Origin of the sequence: Scandinavium goeteborgense, assembly GCF_003935895.2 — a bacterium.
In the GTDB taxonomy this organism is placed as follows: domain Bacteria; phylum Pseudomonadota; class Gammaproteobacteria; order Enterobacterales; family Enterobacteriaceae; genus Scandinavium; species Scandinavium goeteborgense.
In genome coordinates this window covers 4,388,077-4,411,262 of record NZ_CP054058.1, presented here as the reverse complement: position 1 = coordinate 4,411,262, position 23,186 = coordinate 4,388,077, and the positions used below count along the sequence as shown (strand labels likewise).

The following is a 23,186-nucleotide window of genomic DNA, read 5'->3' as shown; positions in this document are numbered from 1 at the left end:
TATACTACCACGCTCTATTTCGACCCTCCCGTTTTTCATTGAGTGACCCTATGCGTTTAAACCCCGGACAACAACAAGCCGTCGAATTCGTCACCGGACCCTGCCTGGTGCTGGCGGGAGCGGGATCGGGCAAGACGCGCGTGATCACCAATAAAATTGCGCATCTGATCCGCCAGTGTGGCTATCAGGCGAAGCATATCGCCGCCGTGACCTTTACCAACAAAGCTGCACGCGAGATGAAAGAGCGTGTCGCCCAGACGATAGAGCGTAAAGAAGCACGTGGCCTGATGATCTCCACGTTCCACACACTGGGGCTGGAAATCATCAAACGCGAGTTTGCCGCGCTGGGGATGAAATCTAACTTTTCGCTGTTCGACGATACCGATCAGGTTGGGCTGCTCAAAGAGCTGACGGAAGGCCTGATCGACGACGATAAGGTGGTGCTTCAGCAGTTGATCTCGACGATCTCCAACTGGAAAAACGATCTGATGACGCCGCCGCAAGCCGCGGCGCAGGCTCAAGGCGAGCGCGATCGTATTTTTGCCCACTGCTACGGGCTGTACGATGCGCACATGAAAGCCTGTAACGTGCTGGATTTCGACGATCTGATCCTGTTGCCAACGCTGCTGCTGCAACGCAATGAAGAGGTGCGCGAGCGCTGGCAGAACAAGATTCGTTATCTGCTGGTGGATGAATATCAGGACACCAACACCAGCCAGTACGAGTTGGTGAAACTGCTGGTGGGTAGTCGGGCGCGGTTTACGGTGGTGGGCGATGACGATCAGTCAATTTACTCCTGGCGTGGTGCGCGTCCACAGAACCTGGTGCTGTTGAGCCAGGACTTCCCAAAACTGCAGGTGATTAAGCTTGAGCAGAATTACCGTTCTTCCGAACGCATTCTGAAAGCCGCCAACATCCTGATCGCCAATAACCCGCACGTTTTTGAAAAGAAACTGTTTTCTGAGTTGGGCTACGGTGCCGAACTCAAAGTGCTGAGCGCCAATCACGAAGAACACGAAGCCGAACGCGTCGCCGGGGAACTGATCGCCCATCACTTCATCAATAAAACGGCCTATAAGGACTACGCGATCCTCTATCGCGGTAACCATCAGTCGCGTGTCTTTGAAAAGCTGTTGATGCAAAACCGCATTCCGTACCGCATTTCGGGCGGCACGTCGTTTTTCTCGCGTCCTGAAATCAAGGACCTGCTCGCCTATCTGCGAGTGCTGACCAACCCGGATGATGACAGCGCATTTCTGCGGATCGTGAATACGCCGAAGCGTGAAATTGGCCCGGCGACGTTACAGAAGCTGGGTGAATGGGCGACCACCCGCAGTAAAAGCATGTTTGCCGCCAGTTTTGATATGGGCCTGACGCAAACGCTGACCGGGCGCGGCTATGAATCTCTGACCCGATTTACTCACTGGCTGGGTGAAGTTCAGCGTCTGGCAGAGCGCGAACCTATCGCGGCGGTACGTGATCTGATTCACGGCATCGACTACGAGTCCTGGCTGTTTGAAACCTCGCCAAGCCCGAAAGCGGCTGAAATGCGCATGAAAAACGTCAATACCTTGTTTGGCTGGATGACGGAAATGCTCGAAGGTTCTGACCTGGAAGAGCCGATGACGCTGACGCAGGTCGTTACCCGCTTCACCCTGCGCGACATGATGGAGCGTGGCGAAAGCGACGAAGATCTCGATCAGGTCCAGCTGATGACGCTGCACGCATCAAAGGGTCTGGAGTTCCCGTATGTGTATTTGGTCGGGATGGAAGAAGGGCTGTTGCCGCACCAGAGTAGCATCGACGAAGAAAACGTCGATGAAGAGCGTCGTCTGGCGTATGTGGGGATTACCCGCGCACAAAAAGAGCTGACCTTTACGCTGTGCAAAGAGCGCCGTCAGTACGGCGAGCTGGTGCGTCCGGAGCCGAGCCGTTTTCTGCTGGAGTTACCACAGGACGATATCATTTGGGAGCAGGAGCGTAAGGTGGTGTCGCCAGAAGAGCGGATGCACAAAGGACAGGCGAATGTGGCCAACATTAAAGCCATGCTGGCCAAAGCGAAGGCGGAGTAGTTAGTCGACGATCAGAGGCCAGTGGACATAGCTTTGCCACTGGCTTTCCTGCAACACCAGTTCCGCACCGAGCGGATGATTCGCCAGCCAGCCTGACGGCAGCGTCAGGGTTAATGTTTCCCCTTCCACGCTAAGCGCGATGTCTGGCAGCAGGTCGTCCCGGCGGCGGCCTGCAAACAGGATCGCCAGACGCAGCAAACGGCAAAGCCGGTCAGCCACGCGTGGCGGAACCGCATTTTGCTGATGAAGCGAAGGCAGGTCGACGGGGTTAGTCTGATTGAGCACCAGCGTTGCCAGCAGCTTTTTCTGCGCCGGCGTAAAGCCTGGGAGATCAAGATTGCGCACCAGATAAGCGGCATGCTGCGGGGCTTGCTTGAAATCGACACTCAGGCCAATTTCGTGCAGATAGCAGGCGCTAAGCAGTAAATCACGGCTTAACGGTTCAATTTCCCAGCTTTTTTCACACTGACTGACGAGATGAGAGGCTAACTGCGCCACGCGCTGGGCCTGTTCGGTATCGACCATAAAACGCCGCTGAATATTGCGCAGCGTGCGGCTGCGAATGTCCTGATCGACAGACAGATGAAGCATGCCGTAAACCAGACCTTCGCGCAGGGCGCCACCCGCGAGGGTCATGCACTGGATATCCAGCTCGCTGAAAATGGCCAGCAAAATGGCCAGTCCGCTTGGGAATACCAACGCTCGTTCAAGCGTCAGGCCTTCAATCTCGAGTTCTTCCAGACGACCACACTGAATCGCGCGCTGTTTAAGCTGTTGCAGCTTGGCGAGCGTAATGCGCTCATCCATGCCCTGCGCCATCATGATTTCCTGCAACGCCTGAACGGTACCGGATGCGCCTACGCAGATTTTCCAGCCGTGCTGACGAAGTTCGTCGGCGACTGGACGTAGCACTTCGCGTGCGGCCTGCTCGGCAGCATCAAAATGGGCATGTTCGAGATTTCGGTCAGTAAAGAAGCGTTCGAGCCAGGTTACGCAACCCATCGACAGGCTGAAAAGCGAGGTGGATTGGGCACCGGTGCCGGTCACCAGTTCAGTACTGGCCCCGCCGATATCCACCACCAGACGGCGATCGTCGCCACCGGTGGTGTGTGCCACGCCCTGATAAATCAGGCGAGCTTCTTCTTCACCGCTGATCACCTGCACCGGACAACCGAGTATTTCCTGCGCTTTGGCAAGGAAGGCATCAGCGTTAACGGCCAGACGCAACGTGGCGGTTGCTACGACGCGGATTTGGGCGTGCGGGATATCTTGCAAACGTTCGGCAAACAAACGCAGGCATTGCCAGCCTCGTTCCATGGCTTCCGGCGACAGCGTGTTATCGCTGTTCAATCCGGCAGCCAGCCTGACTTTGCGCTTAATGCGCGTCAGGGTCTGAATGCTCCCCGCCACTTCGCGCACAACCAGCATATGAAAACTATTGGAACCGAGATCTATTGCTGCGTAAAGCGAAGAGGCGTTCATACACTTCATCCTTCAACCTGTCTCTGCGTTGGATTCGTACGCTTGGCGCCGTGATACAGGTTGGAGGATTTTGTGTATGGCATAAGCCTGCTTAACCTGAACGACGACGGTTGCGCGGTGCGCCGCCACCAGAACGGCGTGGGCCGTTACCTGGACGCGTGCGCGTCAGGCGCAATGCCTTCGGCAAATCGCTCATCAGTGCATCTGGGTTGTACTTGCTCTGCGGAATCGAGTGACCGATATAGGTTTCGATAGCCGGCAGGTTCAGCGCGTACTCTTCACAAGCGAGGCTGATGGAGTGGCCGCTGAGGCCAGCACGACCGGTACGACCGATACGGTGAACGTAATCTTCGCAATCATCCGGCAGATCGTAGTTAAAGACGTGTGTCACGGCAGGAATGTGCAGGCCGCGGGCAGCAACGTCAGTCGCGACCAGAATATCGAGGTCACCACGGGTAAATTCTTCCAGAATACGCAGGCGTTTTTTCTGCGCTACGTCGCCGGTCAGCAGGCCTACGCGGTGACCATCGGCAGCCAGATGGCCCCAGACGTCTTCGCAGCGGTGCTTGGTGTTAGCAAAAATAATGGCGCGATCTGGCCACTCTTCTTCCAGCAGCGTTTGCAGCAGGCGCATTTTCTCGTCATTAGACGGATAGAAGAGTTCTTCTTTAATGCGGTGCCCGGTTTTCTGCTCAGGTTCCACTTCCACATACTCGGCGTTATTCATTTGCTCGAACGCCAGTTCACGGACACGGTAAGAAAGGGTTGCGGAGAACAGCATGTTCAGGCGCTGGTTAGCCTGCGGCATGCGGCGGAACAGCCAGCGGATATCTTTAATAAAGCCCAGATCGTACATGCGATCGGCTTCATCCAGCACGACAACCTGAATTGCCGCCAGGTTGATGTAGTTCTGCTTCGCGTAATCAATGAGACGACCGGTGGTGCCGATCAGAATGTCGACGCCGCTTTCCAGCACTTTCAGCTGTTTGTCGTAACCGTCGCCGCCGTAAGCGAGACCCAGCTTCAGGCCGGTGGCCGCTGCCAACGGTTCTGCATCAGCATGGATTTGAACAGCCAGTTCACGCGTTGGAGCCATAATCAGCGCACGCGGTTGGTTAACCTGGCGGTTCTCAGCAGCAGGGTGAGAGAGAAGATAATGGAACGTTGACGTCAGAAACGCCATCGTTTTGCCGGTTCCGGTTTGCGCCTGTCCTGCAACATCACGTCCAGCCAGCGTCAGCGGGAGTGCGAGTGCCTGAATAGGAGTGCAATGATGAAACCCTTTCTTTTCAAGGGCTTCAATCACCTGAGGGTGCAGGGCGAAGTCGGAAAACTTCTGTTCTGTTAAATGTGTTTTGCTCATAGTGTGGTAGAATATCAGCTTACTATTGCATTAAGAAAGCGTATCCGGTGAAATAACGTCAACCTTTTAGTTGGCTAAAGCAACATCAACGTGACGTTGATCGTTGATTAATGCTACACCAACACACCAGGCTTATTCCTGTGGAGTTATATATGAGCGATAAAATTATTCACCTGACTGACGATAGTTTTGACACGGACGTACTCAAAGCTGACGGGCTTACCCTCGTTGATTTCTGGGCAGAGTGGTGTGGTCCGTGCAAAATGATTGCTCCGATTCTGGATGAAATCGCTGAAGAGTTCGAAGGTAAGCTGACCGTTGCAAAACTGAACATCGACCAGAACCCGGGCACTGCGCCGAAATACGGCATTCGCGGTATCCCAACTCTGCTGCTGTTCAAAAACGGTGAAGTCGCCGCGACCAAAGTGGGCGCGTTGTCTAAAGGCCAGCTGAAAGAATTCCTCGAAGCAAACCTCGCCTGATCCAGCACTGGGTTGATGTGGCGTCCGCTGTTCCGAAAATGTCGGGACCGCTGGACGCCCGCCCCGAGTCGTGCTAAGTTAACGTTGACTTCGTTTTAAACATACCTTATGTAGTTTGAATCTGATTTAGCCAATACTTCCCGTACCACATCTTTAATACGCGTGAAGTTGATAGATTCCAGGCATATCACTCTTTCCGTCTCGTCGTTTCAGTTCTGCGTCCTTTCCTTTGACCAGGCAGCGTACAGGCATGAGTTGATGGCCGTAAACAGGCATGGATGACCCTGCCATACCATTCACAATACGTTCGAGATTTACCCCTCACACCACTATGAATCTTACCGAATTAAAGAATACGCCGGTTTCTGAGCTGATTACTCTCGGCGAAAATATGGGGCTGGAAAACCAAGCCCGTATGCGCAAACAGGACATCATTTTTGCCATCCTGAAGCAGCACGCAAAGAGTGGCGAAGATATCTTTGGCGACGGTGTGCTGGAGATTCTGCAGGATGGATTTGGTTTCCTCCGTTCAGCAGACAGCTCCTACCTCGCCGGTCCCGATGACATCTACGTTTCCCCTAGCCAAATCCGCCGTTTCAACCTCCGTACAGGTGACACCATTTCCGGTAAGATTCGTCCTCCTAAAGAGGGTGAGCGTTACTTTGCATTGTTGAAAGTTAACGAAGTTAACTACGACAAGCCGGAAAATGCGCGTAACAAGATTCTGTTCGAGAACTTAACGCCGCTGCACGCGAATTCTCGTCTGCGTATGGAACGTGGGAATGGCTCAACTGAAGACTTAACCGCTCGCGTACTGGATCTGGCATCGCCGATCGGTCGTGGTCAGCGTGGTCTGATTGTCGCACCGCCGAAAGCCGGTAAAACAATGCTGCTGCAGAACATCGCGCAGAGCATTGCGTACAATCACCCAGACTGCGTGTTGATGGTTCTGCTTATCGACGAACGCCCGGAAGAAGTGACCGAGATGCAGCGTCTGGTCAAAGGTGAAGTTATTGCTTCTACCTTTGATGAGCCAGCATCTCGCCACGTTCAGGTTGCTGAGATGGTTATTGAGAAGGCTAAACGCCTGGTCGAGCACAAGAAAGACGTTATCATTCTGCTCGATTCAATCACTCGTCTGGCGCGTGCCTACAACACCGTCGTACCGGCTTCCGGTAAAGTGCTGACCGGTGGTGTGGATGCGAACGCCCTGCACCGTCCGAAACGCTTCTTCGGTGCTGCGCGTAACGTGGAAGAGGGTGGTAGTCTGACTATCATCGCAACCGCGTTGGTTGATACCGGTTCTAAAATGGATGAAGTTATCTACGAAGAATTTAAAGGTACCGGCAACATGGAACTGCATCTGGCGCGTAAAATCGCTGAGAAGCGCGTGTTCCCTGCTATCGACTACAACCGTTCTGGTACGCGTAAAGAAGAGCTGCTCACCACTCAGGAAGAGCTGCAGAAAATGTGGATCCTGCGCAAAATCATCCATCCAATGGGTGAAATCGACGCAATGGAATTCCTCATTAATAAGCTGGCGATGACCAAAACCAACGACGATTTCTTCGATATGATGAAGCGTTCGTAAGTTTCGCAAGACTTAAAAACGCCACGCAATCGCGTGGCGTTTTTGTTTTGGCACATACTTAAAGTCAGTTTCTGCGATGACAGAGCACGTTTATTCCGAATCTCTCTCATCCATCTTCATTTTTTGGTTAGAATACAAACAGCTCCCGCAAAACTCAGCCTGATTCCTCTTCTGGAGAATCGCTATCGTGGGTATACTTTCGCTAATTATTTTCTCAGAGAGCACGCATTGTGAATTTACTGACAGCATGCGCTGATCTGATCAGTATTTTTTTGTTCACAACCTTATTCCTTTTTTTCGCGCGCAAGGCAGCTAAAAAGGTGGGTTTAGTGGATAAACCCAATTTCCGTAAACGTCACCAGGGAATGATCCCTCTGGTCGGCGGAATTTCTGTGTTCGCGGGAATATGCTTCGCCTTCGTTCTTGTCGATTACTACATTCCCCACGCTAAGCTGTACCTGAGCTGCGCTACTGTACTGGTGGCGGTTGGTGCGCTTGACGATCGCTATGACATCAGCGTGAAATTTCGCGCGATGGTTCAGGCCATCGTTGCCGTTCTGATGATGAGCCAGGGGAAATTATACCTGAGCAGTCTGGGCTACATATTTGGTTCTTGGGAGCTGGTTCTCGGCCCATTTGGCTACTTCCTCACCCTGTTTGCTGTCTGGGCCGCTATCAATGCCTTCAATATGGTTGATGGCATCGACGGCCTGCTGGGGGGGCTTTCCAGCGTTTCCTTCGGCGCAATGGGTGTAATCCTGTGGTTGGATGGCCAGTACAGTCTCTCTATGTGGTGCTTCGCGATGATTGCTGCGATTCTCCCATACGTTCTGTTGAATCTGGGGCTGCTTGGCCGTCGGTATAAGGTCTTCATGGGAGATGCAGGCAGCACGCTGCTCGGTTTTACCGTCATCTGGATCTTACTGGAAACGACACAAGGGAAAACCCATCCGATAAGTCCGGTCACCGCGCTGTGGATTATTGCTATTCCGTTGATGGACATGGTTGCCATCATGTTCCGTCGTTTACGAAAAGGAATGAGCCCGTTCTCCGCTGACAGGCAGCACATTCACCACCTGATCATGCGGGCTGGTTTTACCTCCAGGCAGGCTTTTGTGCTGATTACTCTCGCCGCAGCGCTGCTAGCGGCTGTTGGAGTCGTTGGCGAATATACGCGAATTATTCCAGAATGCGGCATGTTACTCCTGTTTATACTGGCCTTTTTTATGTACGGTTACTGCATAAAACGCGCATGGAAAGTGGCGCGCTTCATCAAAAGAGTGAAGCGACGAATTCGTCGGCATAGCGATAAAACGCACCATTTAACCAAATGAATCTGGAAGAGAGATGACACAACAATTACCGGGAGCAAACTCAGTGAGCGCTGAAAATGAGCTGGATATTCGCGGTCTGTTTTGTACGCTATGGGCAGGAAAACGCTGGGTTGTCGGCATTGCCTTTTTGTTTGCTCTGATTGTGCTTGTCTACACCTTCTTTGCCCGGCAGGAGTGGAGCGCGACCGCTATCACGGACCGGCCGACGGTCAACATGCTGGGCGGCTACTACTCCCAGCAGCAATTTTTACGCAATCTGGATATTAAGGCGAATCTGGCGAGCCCCGACCAGCCTTCTGCCATGGATGAATCGTATAAAGAGTTCATCATGCAACTGGCGTCATGGGATACCCGCCGCGAATTCTGGTCGCAAACTGACTACTACAAGCAGCGTCAGTCAGGCAATGCGCGTGCCGATGCCGCACTGCTGGATGACTTAATTAACGATATCCAGTTCATGCCGGGCGACGTGCTGAAAAATGTCAACGACAGCATCAAGCTGGTGGCAGAAACAGCGCCTGACGCTAACAACCTGTTACGCCAGTATGTAGCCTTTGCCAGCCAAAGAGCGGCAGGCCATTTGAATGATGAACTGAAAGGCGCATGGGCGGCACGGACTATTCAAATGAAGGCGCAGGTTAAGCGCCAGGAAGAAGTGGCTAAGTCCATCTTTGACCGCAATATTCACAGCGTTCAGCAAGCATTGAAAGTCGCGCAGCAGAACAACATTTCCCGCAGCGAAACGGACGTTCCGGCAGAGCAGCTGCCTGACTCCGAGCTTTTCCTGCTCGGTCGCCCAATGCTGCAGGCAAGACTCGAAAATCTGCAATCTGTAGGTCCTGATTTTGATCTCGACTACGACCAGAATCGTGCGATGCTGACTACGCTCAATGTTGGCCCAACTCTCGACCCTCGTTTTCAGACCTACCGTTATTTACGGACGCCGGAAGAACCGGTAAAACGCGACAGTCCACGTCGCGTGTTTCTGATGGTGATGTGGGGCATTGTCGGTGCGCTAATTGGCGCGGGCGTTGCGTTAGTTCGTCGTCGCCACCTACCCAAAGAGAATTGATGTGAAAGTATTAACCGTATTTGGCACTCGTCCCGAGGCGATTAAAATGGCGCCGTTGGTCCATGCATTGGCCAATGACCCGCATTTTGAGGCCAAAGTCTGCGTCACGGCACAGCATCGGGAAATGTTGGATCAGGTGCTAAAGCTGTTTTCCATCGTTCCTGATTACGATCTCAACGTGATGAGCCCAGGACAGGGACTGACGGAAATCACCTGCCGCATTCTGCAAGGGCTGAAACCGGTACTGGAATCCTTCAAGCCTGACGTTGTACTGGTGCACGGTGATACGACCACTACCATGGCTGCGAGCCTGGCCGCATTTTATCAGCGTATCCCGGTCGGGCACGTTGAAGCTGGTCTGCGTACGGGGGATCTCTATTCCCCGTGGCCGGAAGAAGCCAACCGTACTATGACGGGCCATCTGGCGATCTACCATTTCGCCCCGACGGAAAACTCACGCCAGAATCTGCTGCGCGAGAACATTTCCGACAAGGGCATTGTCGTCACGGGTAATACTGTCATTGATGCGCTCATCTGGGTGCGCGACCGCGTGTTGGCCGATGAGTCCTTACGCAGCGAACTGGCTGGCCGTTATCCGTTCTTAGACAGCGACAAAAAGCTGATCCTGGTCACGGGCCATCGTCGCGAAAGCTTCGGTCAGGGGTTTGAGCAGATTTGCCAGGCGTTGGCAGAAGTTGCCGCCGAAAACCCGGACGTTCAGGTCGTTTATCCGGTACATCTCAACCCGAACGTGAGCGAACCGGTTAACCGCATTCTTGGCCATGTGGATAACGTTTTCCTGATTGAACCGCAGGACTACCTGCCGTTCGTCTGGCTGATGAACCGCGCATGGTTGATCCTTACCGATTCCGGAGGCATTCAGGAAGAAGCCCCATCGCTGGGTAAACCGGTGCTGGTGATGCGAGATACCACTGAACGCCCAGAGGCTGTAGATGCCGGAACCGTTCGTCTGGTGGGCACCGATCGTCAGAACATCGTGAATGAAGTTACGCGACTGCTGCGTGACGAGAAGGAGTATCAGGCGATGAGTCGGGCCCATAATCCTTATGGTGACGGCCAGGCCTGTAGTCGAATTTTGTCAGCACTCAAACACAATCAGGAAGCGCTATGAGTTTTTCGACCATCTCTGTCATCGGCCTTGGCTACATCGGCCTGCCAACGGCAGCAGCATTTGCCTCACGCGAGAAACAGGTGGTGGGTGTGGATATCAATCAGCACGCGGTAGACACCATCAACCGCGGTGAAATCCATATCGTTGAACCCGATCTCGATCAGGTCGTCAAAACGGCGGTCGACGGCGGCTATCTGCGCGCCAGCACGACCCCGGTTGAAGCCGATGCTTACCTGATAGCCGTGCCTACGCCGTTTAAAGGCGATCATGAGCCTGATATGGCGTTTGTCGAATCGGCAGCGCGCTCCATTGCGCCGGTGCTCAAGAAAGGCGCATTGGTGATCCTCGAGTCCACCTCTCCGGTGGGCGCGACGGAACAGGTGGCCGAGTGGTTGGCAGAAATGCGTCCGGACTTGAGCTTCCCGCAGCAGGCTGGCGAACAGGCCGATGTGAATATCGCCTACTGCCCGGAGCGCGTGCTGCCGGGTCAGGTGATGGTCGAACTCATTAAAAACGACCGCGTGATTGGCGGCATGACCCCAGTCTGCTCTGTTCGAGCGAGCGAGCTTTACAACATTTTCCTCGAAGGGGAATGTGTGGTGACCAACGCCCGCACCGCGGAAATGTGCAAACTCACGGAAAACAGCTTCCGCGATGTCAATATCGCGTTCGCCAACGAACTGTCACTGATTTGCGCCGATCAGGGGATCAACGTCTGGGAACTGATTCGCCTCGCGAATCGTCATCCGCGCGTGAATATTCTCCAGCCTGGTCCAGGCGTGGGCGGGCACTGTATTGCCGTCGACCCGTGGTTCATCGTGGCGCAGAACCCGCAGCATGCGAGATTGATTCGCACCGCGCGTGAAGTGAACGATCACAAACCGCGTTGGGTGATGAACCAGGTGAAAACCATGGTCGCCGATTGTCTGGCCGCCAGCGATAAGCGTGCCAGCGACGTCAAAATTGCCTGTTTCGGACTGGCCTTCAAACCCAATATCGATGATCTGCGTGAAAGCCCGGCGATGGAAATCGCGGCGCTGATTGCCGACTGGCATAGCGGTGAAACGCTGGTGGTAGAACCCAACGTTCATCAACTGCCGAAAAAACTCACTGATAAAGCCACGCTGGTTTCTTTGGATGACGCCCTGAACGATGCCGACGTGCTGGTGATGCTGGTCGATCACAAGCAGTTCAAGGCCATTGACGGCGACAGTATCCAACAGACCTATGTGGTGGACACCAAAGGAGTGTGGCGTTGAAAAAGATTCTGGTGACCGGCGGCGCGGGCTTTATTGGCTCGGCCGTGGCGCGTTACATCATCAGTGAAACCACCGACAGCGTTGTGGTGGTTGATAAGCTGACCTATGCCGGAAATCTTGCCTCGCTTGCCTCCGTATCGCAAAACGATCGTTTCGCCTTTGAGCAGGTCGATATCTGCGACCGTCAGGCGCTGGACGGTGTTTTTGCCCGTCATCAGCCGGATTTGGTCATGCACCTGGCCGCAGAGAGCCATGTCGATCGTTCCATTGACGGCCCTGCGGCGTTCATCGAAACCAATATTGTGGGCACCTATACGCTACTAGAAGCGGCGCGCGGCTGGTGGAATACCCTGGCAGACGATAAAAAATCGGCGTTCCGTTTTCATCATATTTCAACCGACGAAGTGTATGGCGACCTGCACGGCAGCGATGATTTCTTCACCGAAACCACGCCGTATGCGCCAAGCAGCCCCTACTCAGCGTCGAAAGCGGGTAGCGACCATCTGGTGCGTGCATGGCTGCGCACGTATGGCCTGCCAACGGTGGTCACTAACTGCTCGAATAACTACGGGCCGTATCACTTCCCAGAGAAGCTCATCCCGCTGACGATTCTGAATGCCCTGGCGGGCAAGGTGTTGCCGGTGTATGGCAATGGACAGCAGGTTCGCGACTGGCTGTATGTGGAAGATCACGCCCGCGCGCTGTACCGCGTGGTAACGACCGGTGTAGTGGGTGAGACTTACAATATTGGCGGCCATAACGAACGCCAGAATATTGATGTGGTTCGTACCGTCTGTGCACTGCTTGAAGAGCTGGTGCCACAAAAGCCTGAAGGTGTGGCCAGGTATCAGGATTTGATCACCTACGTGACCGACAGACCTGGACATGACGTGCGTTACGCCATCGATGCGGCAAAAATTGAACGTGAGCTGGGCTGGACGCCGGAAGAGACATTTGAAACCGGAATGCGCAAAACGGTGCAATGGTACCTTGCGAATCAGGCCTGGTGGCAACAGGTTCTGGATGGCAGTTACCAGGGCGAACGTCTCGGCCTGAAGGGCTAACTCTCCCGGGAGGAAATATGAAAGGCATTATTCTGGCCGGCGGTTCCGGCACCCGATTACATCCTATCACCCGCGGCGTTTCCAAACAGCTGCTGCCCATTTACGACAAACCGATGATCTACTATCCCCTGTCAGTGCTCATGCTGGCGGGGATCCGTGAGATTCTGATTATCACGACACCTGAAGATATAAGCTACTTCAAGCGTCTGTTGGGCGATGGTTCTGAATTTGGCATCGAGTTGCATTATGCCGAGCAGCCAAGCCCTGATGGTCTGGCGCAGGCGTTCATCATCGGTGAAACGTTCCTGAACGGCGAACCTTCTTGCCTGGTGCTGGGTGATAACATCTTCTTCGGCCAAGGCTTTAGCCCGAAATTGCGTAGCGTTGCCGCGCGTTCCGAAGGGGCAACCGTCTTTGGCTATCAGGTGATGGATCCCGAACGTTTCGGCGTAGTTGAGTTTGACGACAATTTCCGCGCAATCTCGCTGGAAGAAAAGCCCAAAGAGCCAAAATCTAACTGGGCGGTTACCGGTCTCTATTTCTATGATCACAACGTCGTCGAGTACGCCAAACGCGTGAAGCCGTCAGAACGCGGTGAGCTGGAAATTACCTCCATTAACCAGATGTATCTCGATGACGGTAAGCTGACTGTTGAGCTTCTCGGGCGTGGATTTGCGTGGCTGGATACAGGCACTCATGACAGCCTGATTGAAGCCAGCACGTTCGTGCAGACGGTCGAAAAACGGCAGGGATTCAAAATTGCCTGTCTGGAAGAGATTGCCTGGCGCAACGGTTGGCTCGATGATGACGGCGTAAAACGCGCGGCCAATCAATTAGCCAAAACCGGCTACGGCCAGTATCTGCTGGAGTTGCTTCGTGCCCGTCCGCGCCAGTATTGATCCCCTTAGCTGGGAAACGCAGTTTTTTGGTATCAGCAGCGCCATTGTTCGTGTGAGCGATGATGCGCCGGAACTGCGCGCCGAAGAACTGACGCACTGGTCACGCGTGCAGGCCAAAATCCCGGCACAGCGCACCGATTGGCTCGATGGGTTGCAAGCGCTCGGATTTCAGCTGGTGGAAAGTGAAATCGATTTTCGGTTAGCGGTGACGGATAGCGTTGACCCGCAGGCTGAGATTGCCACCGACGCTGACATTCCCCGGCTGCGAGACCTTGCTGCACAGGCGTTTGCGCAGAGCCGCTTTCGCGCGCCCTGGTACGCCGACGATGCCAGTGGCCGTTTTTACGCCCAGTGGATTGAAAATGCTGTGCGTGGCACGTTCGATCATCAATGCCTGGTTTTCCGTGATGAGAATGCGGCTATCCGCGCCTTTGTTTCTTTGCGCCAGCTGAATAACAGCGAGGCCCGTATCGGCCTGCTGGCAGGGCGCGAGGCGGGAGACATTCTCATGCAGGCTGCTGTGCATTGGGCGCATGCGCGCCAACTGAATACGCTGCGGGTAGCGACCCAAATGGGCAATACCGCGGCACTTAAACGTTACATTCAAAGCGGTGCTGTCCCTGAAAGTACCGCCTACTGGCTATACAGGTGACTCGATGATTCCTTTTAACGCTCCGCCGGTTGTAGGTACTGAACTCGATTACATGCAGTCGGCCATGGGCAGCGGCAAACTGTGCGGTGATGGCGGCTTTACGCGTCGCTGTCAGCAGTGGATGGAGCAGCGTTTCGGCAGTGCCAAAGTGCTGTTAACTCCGTCCTGCACCGCGTCGCTGGAAATGGCGGCCCTGCTGCTGGATATCCAGCCCGGTGATGAAGTCATCATGCCGAGTTACACCTTCGTGTCCACCGCCAACGCCTTTGTACTGCGTGGCGCAAAAATCATTTTTGTCGACGTGCGTCGCGACACCATGAACATCGACGAAACGCTGATTGAAGCGGCGATCACAGAGAAAACCCGCGTCATCGTGCCGGTGCATTATGCGGGTGTGGCCTGTGAAATGGACACCATCATGGCGCTCGCTAAAAAGCATAACCTGTTCGTGGTGGAAGATGCCGCTCAGGGTGTGATGTCGACTTACAAAGGCCGCGCGCTGGGCACCATCGGGCATATCGGCTGCTTTAGCTTCCATGAAACCAAAAACTACACCGCGGGGGGTGAAGGCGGTGCGACGCTGATCAACGATCCTAAGCTGATTGAGCGTGCCGAAGTCATCCGCGAGAAAGGCACCAACCGCAGTCAGTTCTTCCGCGGGCAGGTCGACAAATACACCTGGCGCGATATCGGTTCAAGTTATCTGATGGCCGATTTGCAGGCGGCGTATCTGTGGGCGCAACTGGAAGCGGCGGACCGCATTAACCAGCAGCGTCTTAGCCTGTGGCAAACCTATCATGATGCGCTGAAACCGCTGGCTGACGCGGGCCGCATAGAGCTGCCGACGATCCCAGCCGACTGCGTGCATAACGCGCACATGTTTTATATCAAGCTGCGTGACGAAGCCGATCGCGGCAAGCTGATTGCCTGGCTGAAAGAGGCCGAAATCCTGGCGGTGTTCCACTATATTCCGCTGCACTCATCCCCGGCGGGCGAAGCGTTTGGTGCGTTCCACGGCGAAGACCGCTTCACCACCCAGGAAAGTGAGCGTTTGCTCCGTCTGCCGCTGTTCTACAATCTGGAAGCGGTGAATCAGCGCACGGTGATTAACTCTCTGCTTAGCTTCTTCGCCTGATGTCGCTGGCAAAAGCGTCTATCTGGACTGCAGCCAGTACACTGGTCAAAATTGGTGCGGGTCTGCTGGTGGTCAAACTGCTGGCGGTGACCTATGGCCCGTCTGGTGTAGGCCAGGCGGGTAACTTCCGTCAATTAGTGACCGTGCTCGGCGTACTCGCCGGAGCGGGGATCTTCAACGGCGTCACCAAGTATGTCGCGCAGTATCACGATGACCCCGATCATCTGCGCAAAGTGGTCGGCACCTCATCAGCGATGGTGCTGGGGTTCTCCACGCTGTTGGCCATTATCTTTGTTGTTGCCGCCGCGCCTATCAGCCAGGGGCTGTTCGGGCATACCCATTATCAAGGGTTAGTGCGGCTGGTGGCGCTGGTCCAGATGGGCATTGCGTGGGCCAACCTGCTGCTGGCACTGCTCAAAGGTTTTCGCGACGCATCCGGAAATGCACTGGCACTGATTGCCGGTAGCCTAATCGGTGTCGCAGCGTATTTTCTCAGCTGGCATTTTGGCGGCTATGAAGGGGCATTGCTGGGCATCGCATTAGTCCCTGCGTTGGTTGTGCTGCCTGCAGCGGTGATGATGGCGAAGCGCAGAGCGATTCCGTTTGCCTACCTGAAACCCCGCTGGGATGCGTTTTATGCTGGGCAGTTGGGCAAATTCACCGTCATGGCGTTGATCACCTCGGTGACGCTGCCGGTGGCCTATGTGATGATGCGAAACCTGCTGGCCGCGCATTACAGCTGGGATGAAGTGGGGATCTGGCAGGGCGTGAGCAGCATTTCCGACGCCTACCTGCAGTTTATTACCGCCTCATTCAGCGTCTATTTGCTGCCCACGCTTTCACGGCTGACCGAAAAATCGGACATCACACGCGAAATCGTTAAGTCCCTCAAGTTCGTACTGCCGGCGGTTGCCGCAGCGAGTTTCACCGTCTGGCTGCTGCGTGATTTTGCTATCTGGTTGCTGTTTTCTGCGAAGTTTACCGCGATGCGCGATCTCTTCGCGTGGCAGCTGGTCGGGGATGTGCTGAAAGTGGGCGCTTATGTTTACGGCTATCTGGTGATTGCCAAAGCATCGCTACGGTTCTACGTTCTGACGGAAATTAGCCAGTTCACGTTGCTGACCGCATTCTCGCATTGGCTGATCCCCGCGCACGGTGCACTCGGCGCGGCGCAAGCCTATATGGCGACCTATATCGTTTATTTTGCGCTGTGTAGCAGCGTATTTTTAATTTGGCGTAAACGGGCATGACTGTACTGATACACGTACTGGGATCGGATATCCCGCACCATAACCAAACCGTTCTGCGGTTTTTCAGTGACGAACTGGCGGACGGCAGCGATCACGCTCGCGAATTTATGGTGGTGGGCAATGAACGCGAGCTGCAAGCCGCAGGCCCGAATCTCACGCTGCATTTTTATGCTGACAAGAAGGCGTTAGCTACCGCGGTGGTCGAGAAAGCGAAAGCCGACCGCACGCAGCGGTTTTTCTTCCACGGACAGTTCAACACTGGCCTTTGGCTGGCGCTGTTGTCCGGCGGTATCAAGCCCGCGCAGTTTAACTGGCATATCTGGGGCGCTGACCTCTATGAGGTTTCCCGGGGCCTGAAATTCCGTCTCTTTTATCCAATTCGCCGCATGGCGCAGGGGCGAGTGGGCTGTGTCTTCGCCACGCGAGGCGATTTGAATACCTTCGCGAAAGCGCATCCGCGCGTGCAGGGTGAATTACTGTATTTCCCGACGCGCATGGATTCGTCGTTGAACGACATGGAAACGGCGCGTCACGAAGCGCAAACGCTGACGATATTAGTCGGCAACTCTGGCGATCGCAGCAACGACCATATCGCGGCGCTGAAGGCTATTCATCAACAGTTTGGTGACACCGTTAACGTGGTGGTGCCAATGGGCTATCCGGCCAATAACGACGAATACATTCGCGAAGTGCGCGCGGCAGGTGAAGCGCTTTTCCGCGCAGAACATCTGCAAATTCTCGGCGAAAAGCTGGCGTTTGACGATTATCTGGCATTGCTGCGCCGCTGCGACCTGGGTTACTTCCTGTTCCCGCGCCAGCAGGGAATTGGCACGCTGTGCCTGCTGATTCAGGCCGGGATTCCGTGTGTGCTGAACCGGGAGAATCCGTTCTGGGAAGATATGGCCGAACAGCACATTCCGGTGCTGTTCACCACCGATACGCTGGACGTCGCCGTGGTGCGTGAAGCGCAACGACAGTTGGCGAGCGTCGATAAAACCCAGATAGCTTTTTTCCGTCCAAACTATCTGGAACCGTGGCATCGCGCGCTGCAGATTGCAGCAGGAGAGGCGCAATGAGCCTGATGCAGTTTACCGGCCTGTTTGTGGTCTGGCTGTTTTCATCGCTGTTTATCGCCACGCTGACGTACTTTGAGTTTCGTCGGGTGCGCTTTAACTTTAACGTCTTCTTCTCAATGTTATTTTTACTGACGTTTTTCTTCGGCTTCCCGCTGTCGATGACGCTGGTGTTTCGCTTTGACGTCGGTGTCGCGCCGCCTGAAATTCTGCTGCAGGCGCTGCTGTCGTCGGCCTGTTTTTATGCGATTTACTACGTGGCGTACAAAACGCGCCTGCGTGCCGCCCGCGCCCAGAAGGAGCGTCGGCCGCTGTTCACCATGAACCGGGTCGAAACCCATCTGGCGTGGATGACGCTGGCGCTGATTGCGCTGCTGAGCGTCGCCGTATTCTTCGCGCACAACGGTTTCTTGCTGTTTAAGCTGCACTCCTACAGCCAGATTTTCTCCAGCGAAGTCTCCGGTGTGGCGCTCAAGCGCTTCTTCTACTTCTTCATTCCGGCGATGCTGGTGGTCTATTTCCTGCGTCAGGACAGTAAAGCGTGGATCTTCTTCCTCGTCAGCACCGTGGCGTTTGGTCTGCTGACCTACGTGATCGTCGGCGGCACGCGCGCCAATATCATCATCGCCTTTGCGATCTTCCTGTTTATCGGCATCATTCGCGGCTGGATTTCACTGTGGATGCTGGCGGCGGCAGGCGTGTTAGGGATTGTCGGCATGTTCTGGCTGGCGCTAAAACGCTATGGGATGAATGTCAGCGGCGACGAAGCGTTTTACACATTCCTGTACCTGACGCGCGACACGTTCTCACCGTGGGAAAACCTGGCGCTGCTGTTGCAGAACTACGACAAAATCGACTTCCAGGGGCTGGCACCGATTGTCCGCGATTTCTATGTCTTCATTCCGAGCTGGCTGTGGCATGACCGGCCGAGCATCGTGCTCAACACCGCCAACTACTTTACCTGGGAAGTGCTGGATAACCATTCCGGGCTGGCGATATCTCCGACGCTGATTGGCTCGCTGTTGGTGATGGGCGGCGCGTGGTTTATCCCGCTGGGCGCGGTGGTCGTGGGGCTGATTATCAAATGGTTTGATTGGCTGTATCAGTTGGGCAACCGTGAAACGAACCGCTATAAAGCGGCGATTCTGCACAGTTTCTGTTTTGGCGCTATCTTCAACATGATTGTGCTGGCGCGCGAAGGACTCGACTCATTCGTTTCCCGCGTGGTCTTTTTCCTGGTGGTTTTCGGGCTTTGCCTGCTGGTTGCCAAATTGCTTTACTGGCTGCTGGACAGCGCCGGGCTTATCAATAAACGCTCAAGGCCGCTGCCACAACCTCTGGTTTGATAAGGGAACACATGACGGATTCAACCGCTGCGCCGCTCTATGCCGTGCGCGGCCTGCAACTGATTGGCTGGCGTGATATGGCGCATGCGCTGGACTATCTCTATGCCGATGGGCAAATGAGGCAGGGGACGCTGGTGGCGATCAACGCGGAGAAAGTACTGACGGCGGAAGACAACGCCGAGGTGCGCACGCTTATCGACGGCGCAGAGTTTAAATATGCCGACGGGATAAGCGTCGTGCGTTCGATTCGCAAGAAGTACCCGCAGGCCAATGTGTCACGCGTGGCCGGAGCCGATCTCTGGGAAGCGCTGATGGCTCGCGCGGGCGCGGAAGGCACGCCGGTATTTCTGATTGGCGGCAAGCCGGAAGTGCTGGCGCAAACCGAAGCCAAACTGCGCCAACAGTGGAACGTGAATATCGTTGGCAGCCAGGACGGTTATTTCAAACCGGAAGAGCGCCAGGCGCTGTTTGAACGCATTCAGGCCAGCGGGGCGAAGATTGTCACCGTGGCGATGGGTTCGCCAAAGCAGGAAATCTTAATGCGCGACTGCCGTCTGGTTCATCCGGATGCGCTGTATATGGGCGTGGGCGGCACCTATGACGTCTTCACCGGCCATGTAAAACGTGCGCCAAAGGTATGGCAAAAACTGGGGCTGGAATGGCTCTACCGTTTGCTGTCCCAGCCGAGCCGTATTGGCCGACAGCTGCGCCTGCTGCGTTATCTTCGCTGGCACTACACCGGCAATCTCTGATCTCCCTTCCTAAAAATGTATTGTGCAACAATTGTGCAATACATTCGCATAACTAATACTTTGTTTGCCATTTCACCCATTTTATTCAACCATTCGCACCCTTAAAAGTCTGCGCGCCCGTTCGTGGCAGACATTCCACGGTATGACATCTGTTCATAACAATAACCGGCAACGACCGGAAAGCGGCAAACACGCGAGGATCTATGGCTGAGAAAGAACCAGTGCTACAGCGAGGGCTGGAAGCGCGACACATTGAATTAATTGCCCTCGGCGGCACCATCGGCGTTGGGCTGTTTATGGGCTCGGCAAGCACCCTGAAATGGGCGGGCCCATCGGTATTACTGGCCTATATCATCGCCGGCCTCTTTGTGTTCTTCATCATGCGTTCGATGGGCGAAATGCTGTTCCTCGAACCGGTCACTGGCTCGTTTGCCGTTTATGCGCATCGCTACATGAGCCCATTTTTTGGTTATCTCACCGCCTGGTCTTACTGGTTTATGTGGATAGCGGTCGGGATTTCAGAGATAACCGCCATCGGGGTGTATACGCAGTTCTGGTTCCCGGACATGGCGCAGTGGATACCGGCGCTTATCGCCGTGGCGCTGGTGGGGTTAGCGAATCTGGCGGCGGTGCGTTTGTACGGCGAGCTGGAATTCTGGTTTGCGATGATCAAAGTCACCACCATTATCGTGATGATCGTCGTGGGGCTTGGGGTGATTTTCTTTGGCTTCGGCAACGGTGGCCACGCGTTGGGCTTCGGTAATTTAACCGAGCACGGCGGCTTCTTTGCTGGTGGCTGGAAGGGCTTCCTGACGGCACTGTGCATCGTGGTGGCGTCGTATCAGGGCGTTGAGCTGATTGGCATCACTGCCGGTGAAGCGAAAAACCCGCAGGTCACCTTGCGCAGCGCGGTGGGTAAAGTGTTGTGGCGAATTTTGATTTTCTACGTCGGCGCAATTTTTGTAATCGTCACCATTTTCCCGTGGAATGAAATTGGCAGTAACGGCAGTCCGTTCGTGCTGACCTTTGCCAAAGTCGGGATCACCGCGGCGGCAGGCATCATCAACTTTGTGGTACTGACGGCAGCGCTTTCCGGCTGCAACAGTGGGATGTACAGCTGTGGCCGCATGCTGTACGCGCTGGCGAAGAACCGCCAACTGCCCTCGGCGATTGCGAAAGTCTCGGGTAACGGCGTGCCGGTGGTGGGCGTTGCGGTGTCGATTGTCGTGCTGCTGCTTGGATCTTGTCTGAACTACATCATACCCAATCCGCAGCGGGTATTTGTGTACGTCTACAGCGCCAGCGTGCTGCCGGGCATGGTGCCGTGGTTTGTTATCCTGATTAGCCAGATGCGTTTTCGTGAGGCGCACAAGCAGGCGATGGTGGACCACCCGTTCCGATCGGTGCTGTTCCCGTGGACCAACTATTTGACGATGGCATTCCTGATTTGTGTGCTGGTCGGCATGGGCTTTAACGAAGACACGCGCACATCGCTGTTTGTTGGTGTTATTTTCCTGGCAATTGTGACGGTCCTTTACAAAGTGTTAGGCTTCAATCGGGCTGATGGCGCCCAGAAATTGAAGGAATAAGCGACAAAACGTGCAAAGCATAACCAAACGGAAAATTTCTTTAAAAAGACACTAGACAGCACAGCATGAAGTCCGTAATATCCGACCCCGCAACGGCGCTAAGCGCCCGTAGCTCAGCTGGATAGAGCGCTGCCCTCCGGAGGCAGAGGTCTCAGGTTCGAATCCTGTCGGGCGCACCATTTTACCCGGTGCTGGAGCTGCGGTGGTCTGTTATGTAAATGACAGGGCCGCGTGAAAGAATATCAGTGGTGGCTATAGCTCAGTTGGTAGAGCCCTGGATTGTGATTCCAGTTGTCGTGGGTTCGAATCCCATTAGCCACCCCATTAATTTTGAGTTCAGTGGCAATGCGAAGGTGGCGGAATTGGTAGACGCGCTAGCTTCAGGTGTTAGTGTTCGTAAGGACGTGGGGGTTCAAGTCCCCCCCCTCGCACCACAACTTAGAATTAAATAGAATTGAACGAAAATTCAAAAAGCAGTATTACGGCGAGTAGCGCAGCTTGGTAGCGCAACTGGTTTGGGACCAGTGGGTCGGAGGTTCGAATCCTCTCTCGCCGACCAATTTTGAACCCTGCTACGGCAGGGTTTTTTCTATCAAGAATTGAACAAAAATTAAAAAGCAGTACATCGGCGAGTAGCGCAGCTTGGTAGCGCAACTGGTTTGGGACCAGTGGGTCGGAGGTTCGAATCCTCTCTCGCCGACCACATTCGAAGAAGCCCGCTTATTTAAGCGGGCTTTTTTACGTCTGTAGCCCGGAGAGGATGAAGAAGCTCCGGGGAAGGAGGTTCGAGCCGAGCGAAGCGAGACAACGTTGCTTCAGCAACGGCCCGCAGGGCGAAGCCACACAGTGGCGAGTCATCCTCTCTCGCCGACCACATTCGAAGAAGCCCGCTTATTTAAGCGGGCTTTTTTACGTCTGTAGCCCGGAGAGGATGAAGAAGCTCCGGGGAAGGAGGTTCGAGCCGAGCGAAGCGAGACAACGTTGCTTCAGCAACGGCCCGCAGGGCGAAGCCACACAGTGGCGAGTCATCCTCTCTCGCCGACCACATTCGAAGAAGCCCGCTTATTTAAGCGGGCTTTTTTACGCCTGTAGCCCGGAGAGGATGAAGAAGCTCCGGGGAACTATTGTAGGCCCGGTAAGCGCAGCGCCACCGGGCACGGAAGTTATCTCATCGAACACATCCGAAAAATCGGGTTTTGAGCGAGGTTTTTCTATTCGGTACTCGGCATTTCTGCCCTTTTAAAAATATTTTTCCTGTCGTGATTTTCGCATTGATAAATATGTCTCCAGACGGCGACATTTAATTCCATGATTTCATGCTACATCACCTTTTTTGTATTCCAGCGTCTCCATTTGGAGACATCTCATTTATTCCTAAAGCGAGTAACTCCCTGATATTGAGGGGTGCAAGAGTGGCATAACGTGTGTAATAATATCTGTGTAGATGCTCATTCCATCTCTTATGTTCGCGTATACGCCTCATAAACTCAGGAATGACGCAGAGCCGTTTACGGTGCTTATCGTCCACCGACAGATGTCGCTTCGGCCTCATCAAACACCATGGACACAACGTTGAGTGAAGCACCAATTGTTGTCAAAAAGACCTGTTTTAACGCCTGCCCTGTTTTCAGTGCAGGCG

Annotated in this window: 18 protein-coding genes, 5 tRNA genes and 2 other RNA genes; 23 read left to right on the top strand and 2 right to left on the bottom strand. The window is 54.5% G+C overall.

Features of this window, described 5'->3' with window-relative positions; genetic code table 11:
* The first annotated feature begins 50 nt into the window (after window positions 1-50).
* Window positions 51-2,072, top strand: coding sequence for a DNA helicase Rep (rep, locus tag A8O29_RS21835; RefSeq protein ID WP_125355599.1), 2,022 nt, complete (start codon window positions 51-53; stop codon window positions 2,070-2,072).
* On the opposite strand, the gene gppA is transcribed toward rep, so the two are convergent.
* Together gppA and rhlB are read right to left on the bottom strand one after the other, a co-directional pair.
* Window positions 2,073-3,554, bottom strand: coding sequence for a guanosine-5'-triphosphate,3'-diphosphate diphosphatase (gppA, locus tag A8O29_RS21830; RefSeq protein WP_125355597.1), 1,482 nt, complete (start codon window positions 3,552-3,554; stop codon window positions 2,073-2,075).
* 91 nt (window positions 3,555-3,645) lie between these two features.
* On the bottom strand, window positions 3,646-4,917 hold the full coding sequence (gene rhlB, locus A8O29_RS21825) for an ATP-dependent RNA helicase RhlB (protein WP_110512141.1): 1,272 nt from the start codon (window positions 4,915-4,917) through the stop codon (window positions 3,646-3,648).
* A 152-nt stretch (window positions 4,918-5,069) separates the two neighbouring features.
* On the opposite strand from rhlB, the gene trxA reads away from it, so the two are divergent.
* The 22 genes from trxA (at window position 5,070) to A8O29_RS21715 (ending at window position 22,592) form a co-directional block, all read left to right on the top strand.
* A complete protein-coding gene (gene trxA / locus A8O29_RS21820) occupies window positions 5,070-5,399 on the top strand; it encodes a thioredoxin TrxA (RefSeq protein WP_110512140.1) in 330 nt (109 codons plus the stop codon).
* 331 nt (window positions 5,400-5,730) lie between these two features.
* Entirely contained in the window at window positions 5,731-6,990 is a 1,260-nt protein-coding gene (rho, locus tag A8O29_RS21815) for a transcription termination factor Rho (protein ID WP_110512138.1), read from the top strand.
* Between the two features lie 230 nt (window positions 6,991-7,220).
* Window positions 7,221-8,324, top strand: a complete 1,104-nt coding sequence (gene wecA / locus A8O29_RS21810) for a UDP-N-acetylglucosamine--undecaprenyl-phosphate N-acetylglucosaminephosphotransferase (RefSeq protein WP_174081414.1) — start codon at window positions 7,221-7,223, stop codon at window positions 8,322-8,324.
* Window positions 8,325-8,337: 13 nt separating this feature from the next.
* Entirely contained in the window at window positions 8,338-9,396 is a 1,059-nt protein-coding gene (gene wzzE, locus A8O29_RS21805; protein WP_125355595.1) for an ECA polysaccharide chain length modulation protein, read from the top strand.
* 1 nt (window position 9,397) lies between these two features.
* A complete protein-coding gene (wecB, locus tag A8O29_RS21800; RefSeq protein WP_125355593.1) occupies window positions 9,398-10,528 on the top strand; it encodes a non-hydrolyzing UDP-N-acetylglucosamine 2-epimerase in 1,131 nt (376 codons plus the stop codon).
* Window positions 10,525-11,787 carry a UDP-N-acetyl-D-mannosamine dehydrogenase gene (gene wecC, locus A8O29_RS21795; protein WP_125355591.1) on the top strand — a complete coding sequence of 421 codons (1,263 nt, stop codon included), beginning with the start codon at window positions 10,525-10,527 and terminating at the stop codon, window positions 11,785-11,787. Before wecB ends, wecC begins: the two co-directional genes overlap by 4 nt.
* The gene (rffG, locus tag A8O29_RS21790; RefSeq protein WP_125355589.1) at window positions 11,784-12,851 is read left to right on the top strand and encodes a dTDP-glucose 4,6-dehydratase; all 1,068 of its coding nucleotides are present in this window, start codon (window positions 11,784-11,786) and stop codon (window positions 12,849-12,851) included. Before wecC ends, rffG begins: the two co-directional genes overlap by 4 nt.
* 17 nt (window positions 12,852-12,868) lie before the next feature.
* Window positions 12,869-13,750: a glucose-1-phosphate thymidylyltransferase RfbA gene (gene rfbA, locus A8O29_RS21785; RefSeq protein WP_125355587.1), complete on the top strand. Its 882-nt coding sequence runs from the start codon at window positions 12,869-12,871 to the stop codon at window positions 13,748-13,750.
* Window positions 13,728-14,402, top strand: a complete 675-nt coding sequence (rffC, locus tag A8O29_RS21780) for a dTDP-4-amino-4,6-dideoxy-D-galactose acyltransferase (RefSeq protein WP_125355585.1) — start codon at window positions 13,728-13,730, stop codon at window positions 14,400-14,402. The genes rfbA and rffC overlap by 23 nt, the downstream gene beginning before the upstream one ends.
* A 4-nt stretch (window positions 14,403-14,406) precedes the next feature.
* Complete coding sequence (gene rffA / locus A8O29_RS21775) at window positions 14,407-15,537, top strand: dTDP-4-amino-4,6-dideoxygalactose transaminase (protein ID WP_125355583.1); 1,131 nt, start codon at window positions 14,407-14,409, stop codon at window positions 15,535-15,537.
* On the top strand, window positions 15,537-16,787 hold the full coding sequence (wzxE, locus tag A8O29_RS21770) for a lipid III flippase WzxE (protein ID WP_125355581.1): 1,251 nt from the start codon (window positions 15,537-15,539) through the stop codon (window positions 16,785-16,787). Before rffA ends, wzxE begins: the two co-directional genes overlap by 1 nt.
* Window positions 16,784-17,863: a TDP-N-acetylfucosamine:lipid II N-acetylfucosaminyltransferase gene (locus A8O29_RS21765; protein ID WP_125355579.1), complete on the top strand. Its 1,080-nt coding sequence runs from the start codon at window positions 16,784-16,786 to the stop codon at window positions 17,861-17,863. The genes wzxE and A8O29_RS21765 overlap by 4 nt, the downstream gene beginning before the upstream one ends.
* Window positions 17,860-19,206 (top strand): ECA oligosaccharide polymerase, encoded by a 1,347-nt coding sequence (gene wzyE, locus A8O29_RS21760; protein WP_125355577.1) that lies wholly within the window; start codon window positions 17,860-17,862, stop codon window positions 19,204-19,206. The genes A8O29_RS21765 and wzyE overlap by 4 nt, the downstream gene beginning before the upstream one ends.
* A gap of 11 nt (window positions 19,207-19,217) precedes the next feature.
* Entirely contained in the window at window positions 19,218-19,958 is a 741-nt protein-coding gene (gene wecG, locus A8O29_RS21755; RefSeq protein ID WP_125355575.1) for a lipopolysaccharide N-acetylmannosaminouronosyltransferase, read from the top strand.
* A gap of 203 nt (window positions 19,959-20,161) precedes the next feature.
* A complete protein-coding gene (gene thrP, locus A8O29_RS21750; RefSeq protein ID WP_125355573.1) occupies window positions 20,162-21,547 on the top strand; it encodes a bifunctional threonine/serine APC transporter ThrP in 1,386 nt (461 codons plus the stop codon).
* 102 nt (window positions 21,548-21,649) lie between these two features.
* Window positions 21,650-21,726, top strand: a tRNA-Arg gene (locus tag A8O29_RS21745).
* 69 nt (window positions 21,727-21,795) lie between these two features.
* Window positions 21,796-21,871: transfer RNA gene (locus A8O29_RS21740), tRNA-His, on the top strand.
* 23 nt (window positions 21,872-21,894) lie between these two features.
* Window positions 21,895-21,981 (top strand) — tRNA-Leu (locus A8O29_RS21735).
* 48 nt (window positions 21,982-22,029) lie between these two features.
* Window positions 22,030-22,106 (top strand) — tRNA-Pro (locus A8O29_RS21730).
* 67 nt (window positions 22,107-22,173) lie between these two features.
* Window positions 22,174-22,250, top strand: a tRNA-Pro gene (locus A8O29_RS21725).
* Between the two features lie 36 nt (window positions 22,251-22,286).
* Window positions 22,287-22,421, top strand: a non-coding RNA gene (locus A8O29_RS21720) — RtT sRNA.
* Between the two features lie 36 nt (window positions 22,422-22,457).
* Window positions 22,458-22,592: non-coding RNA, RtT sRNA (locus A8O29_RS21715), on the top strand.
* Window positions 22,593-23,186 lie beyond the last annotated feature (594 nt).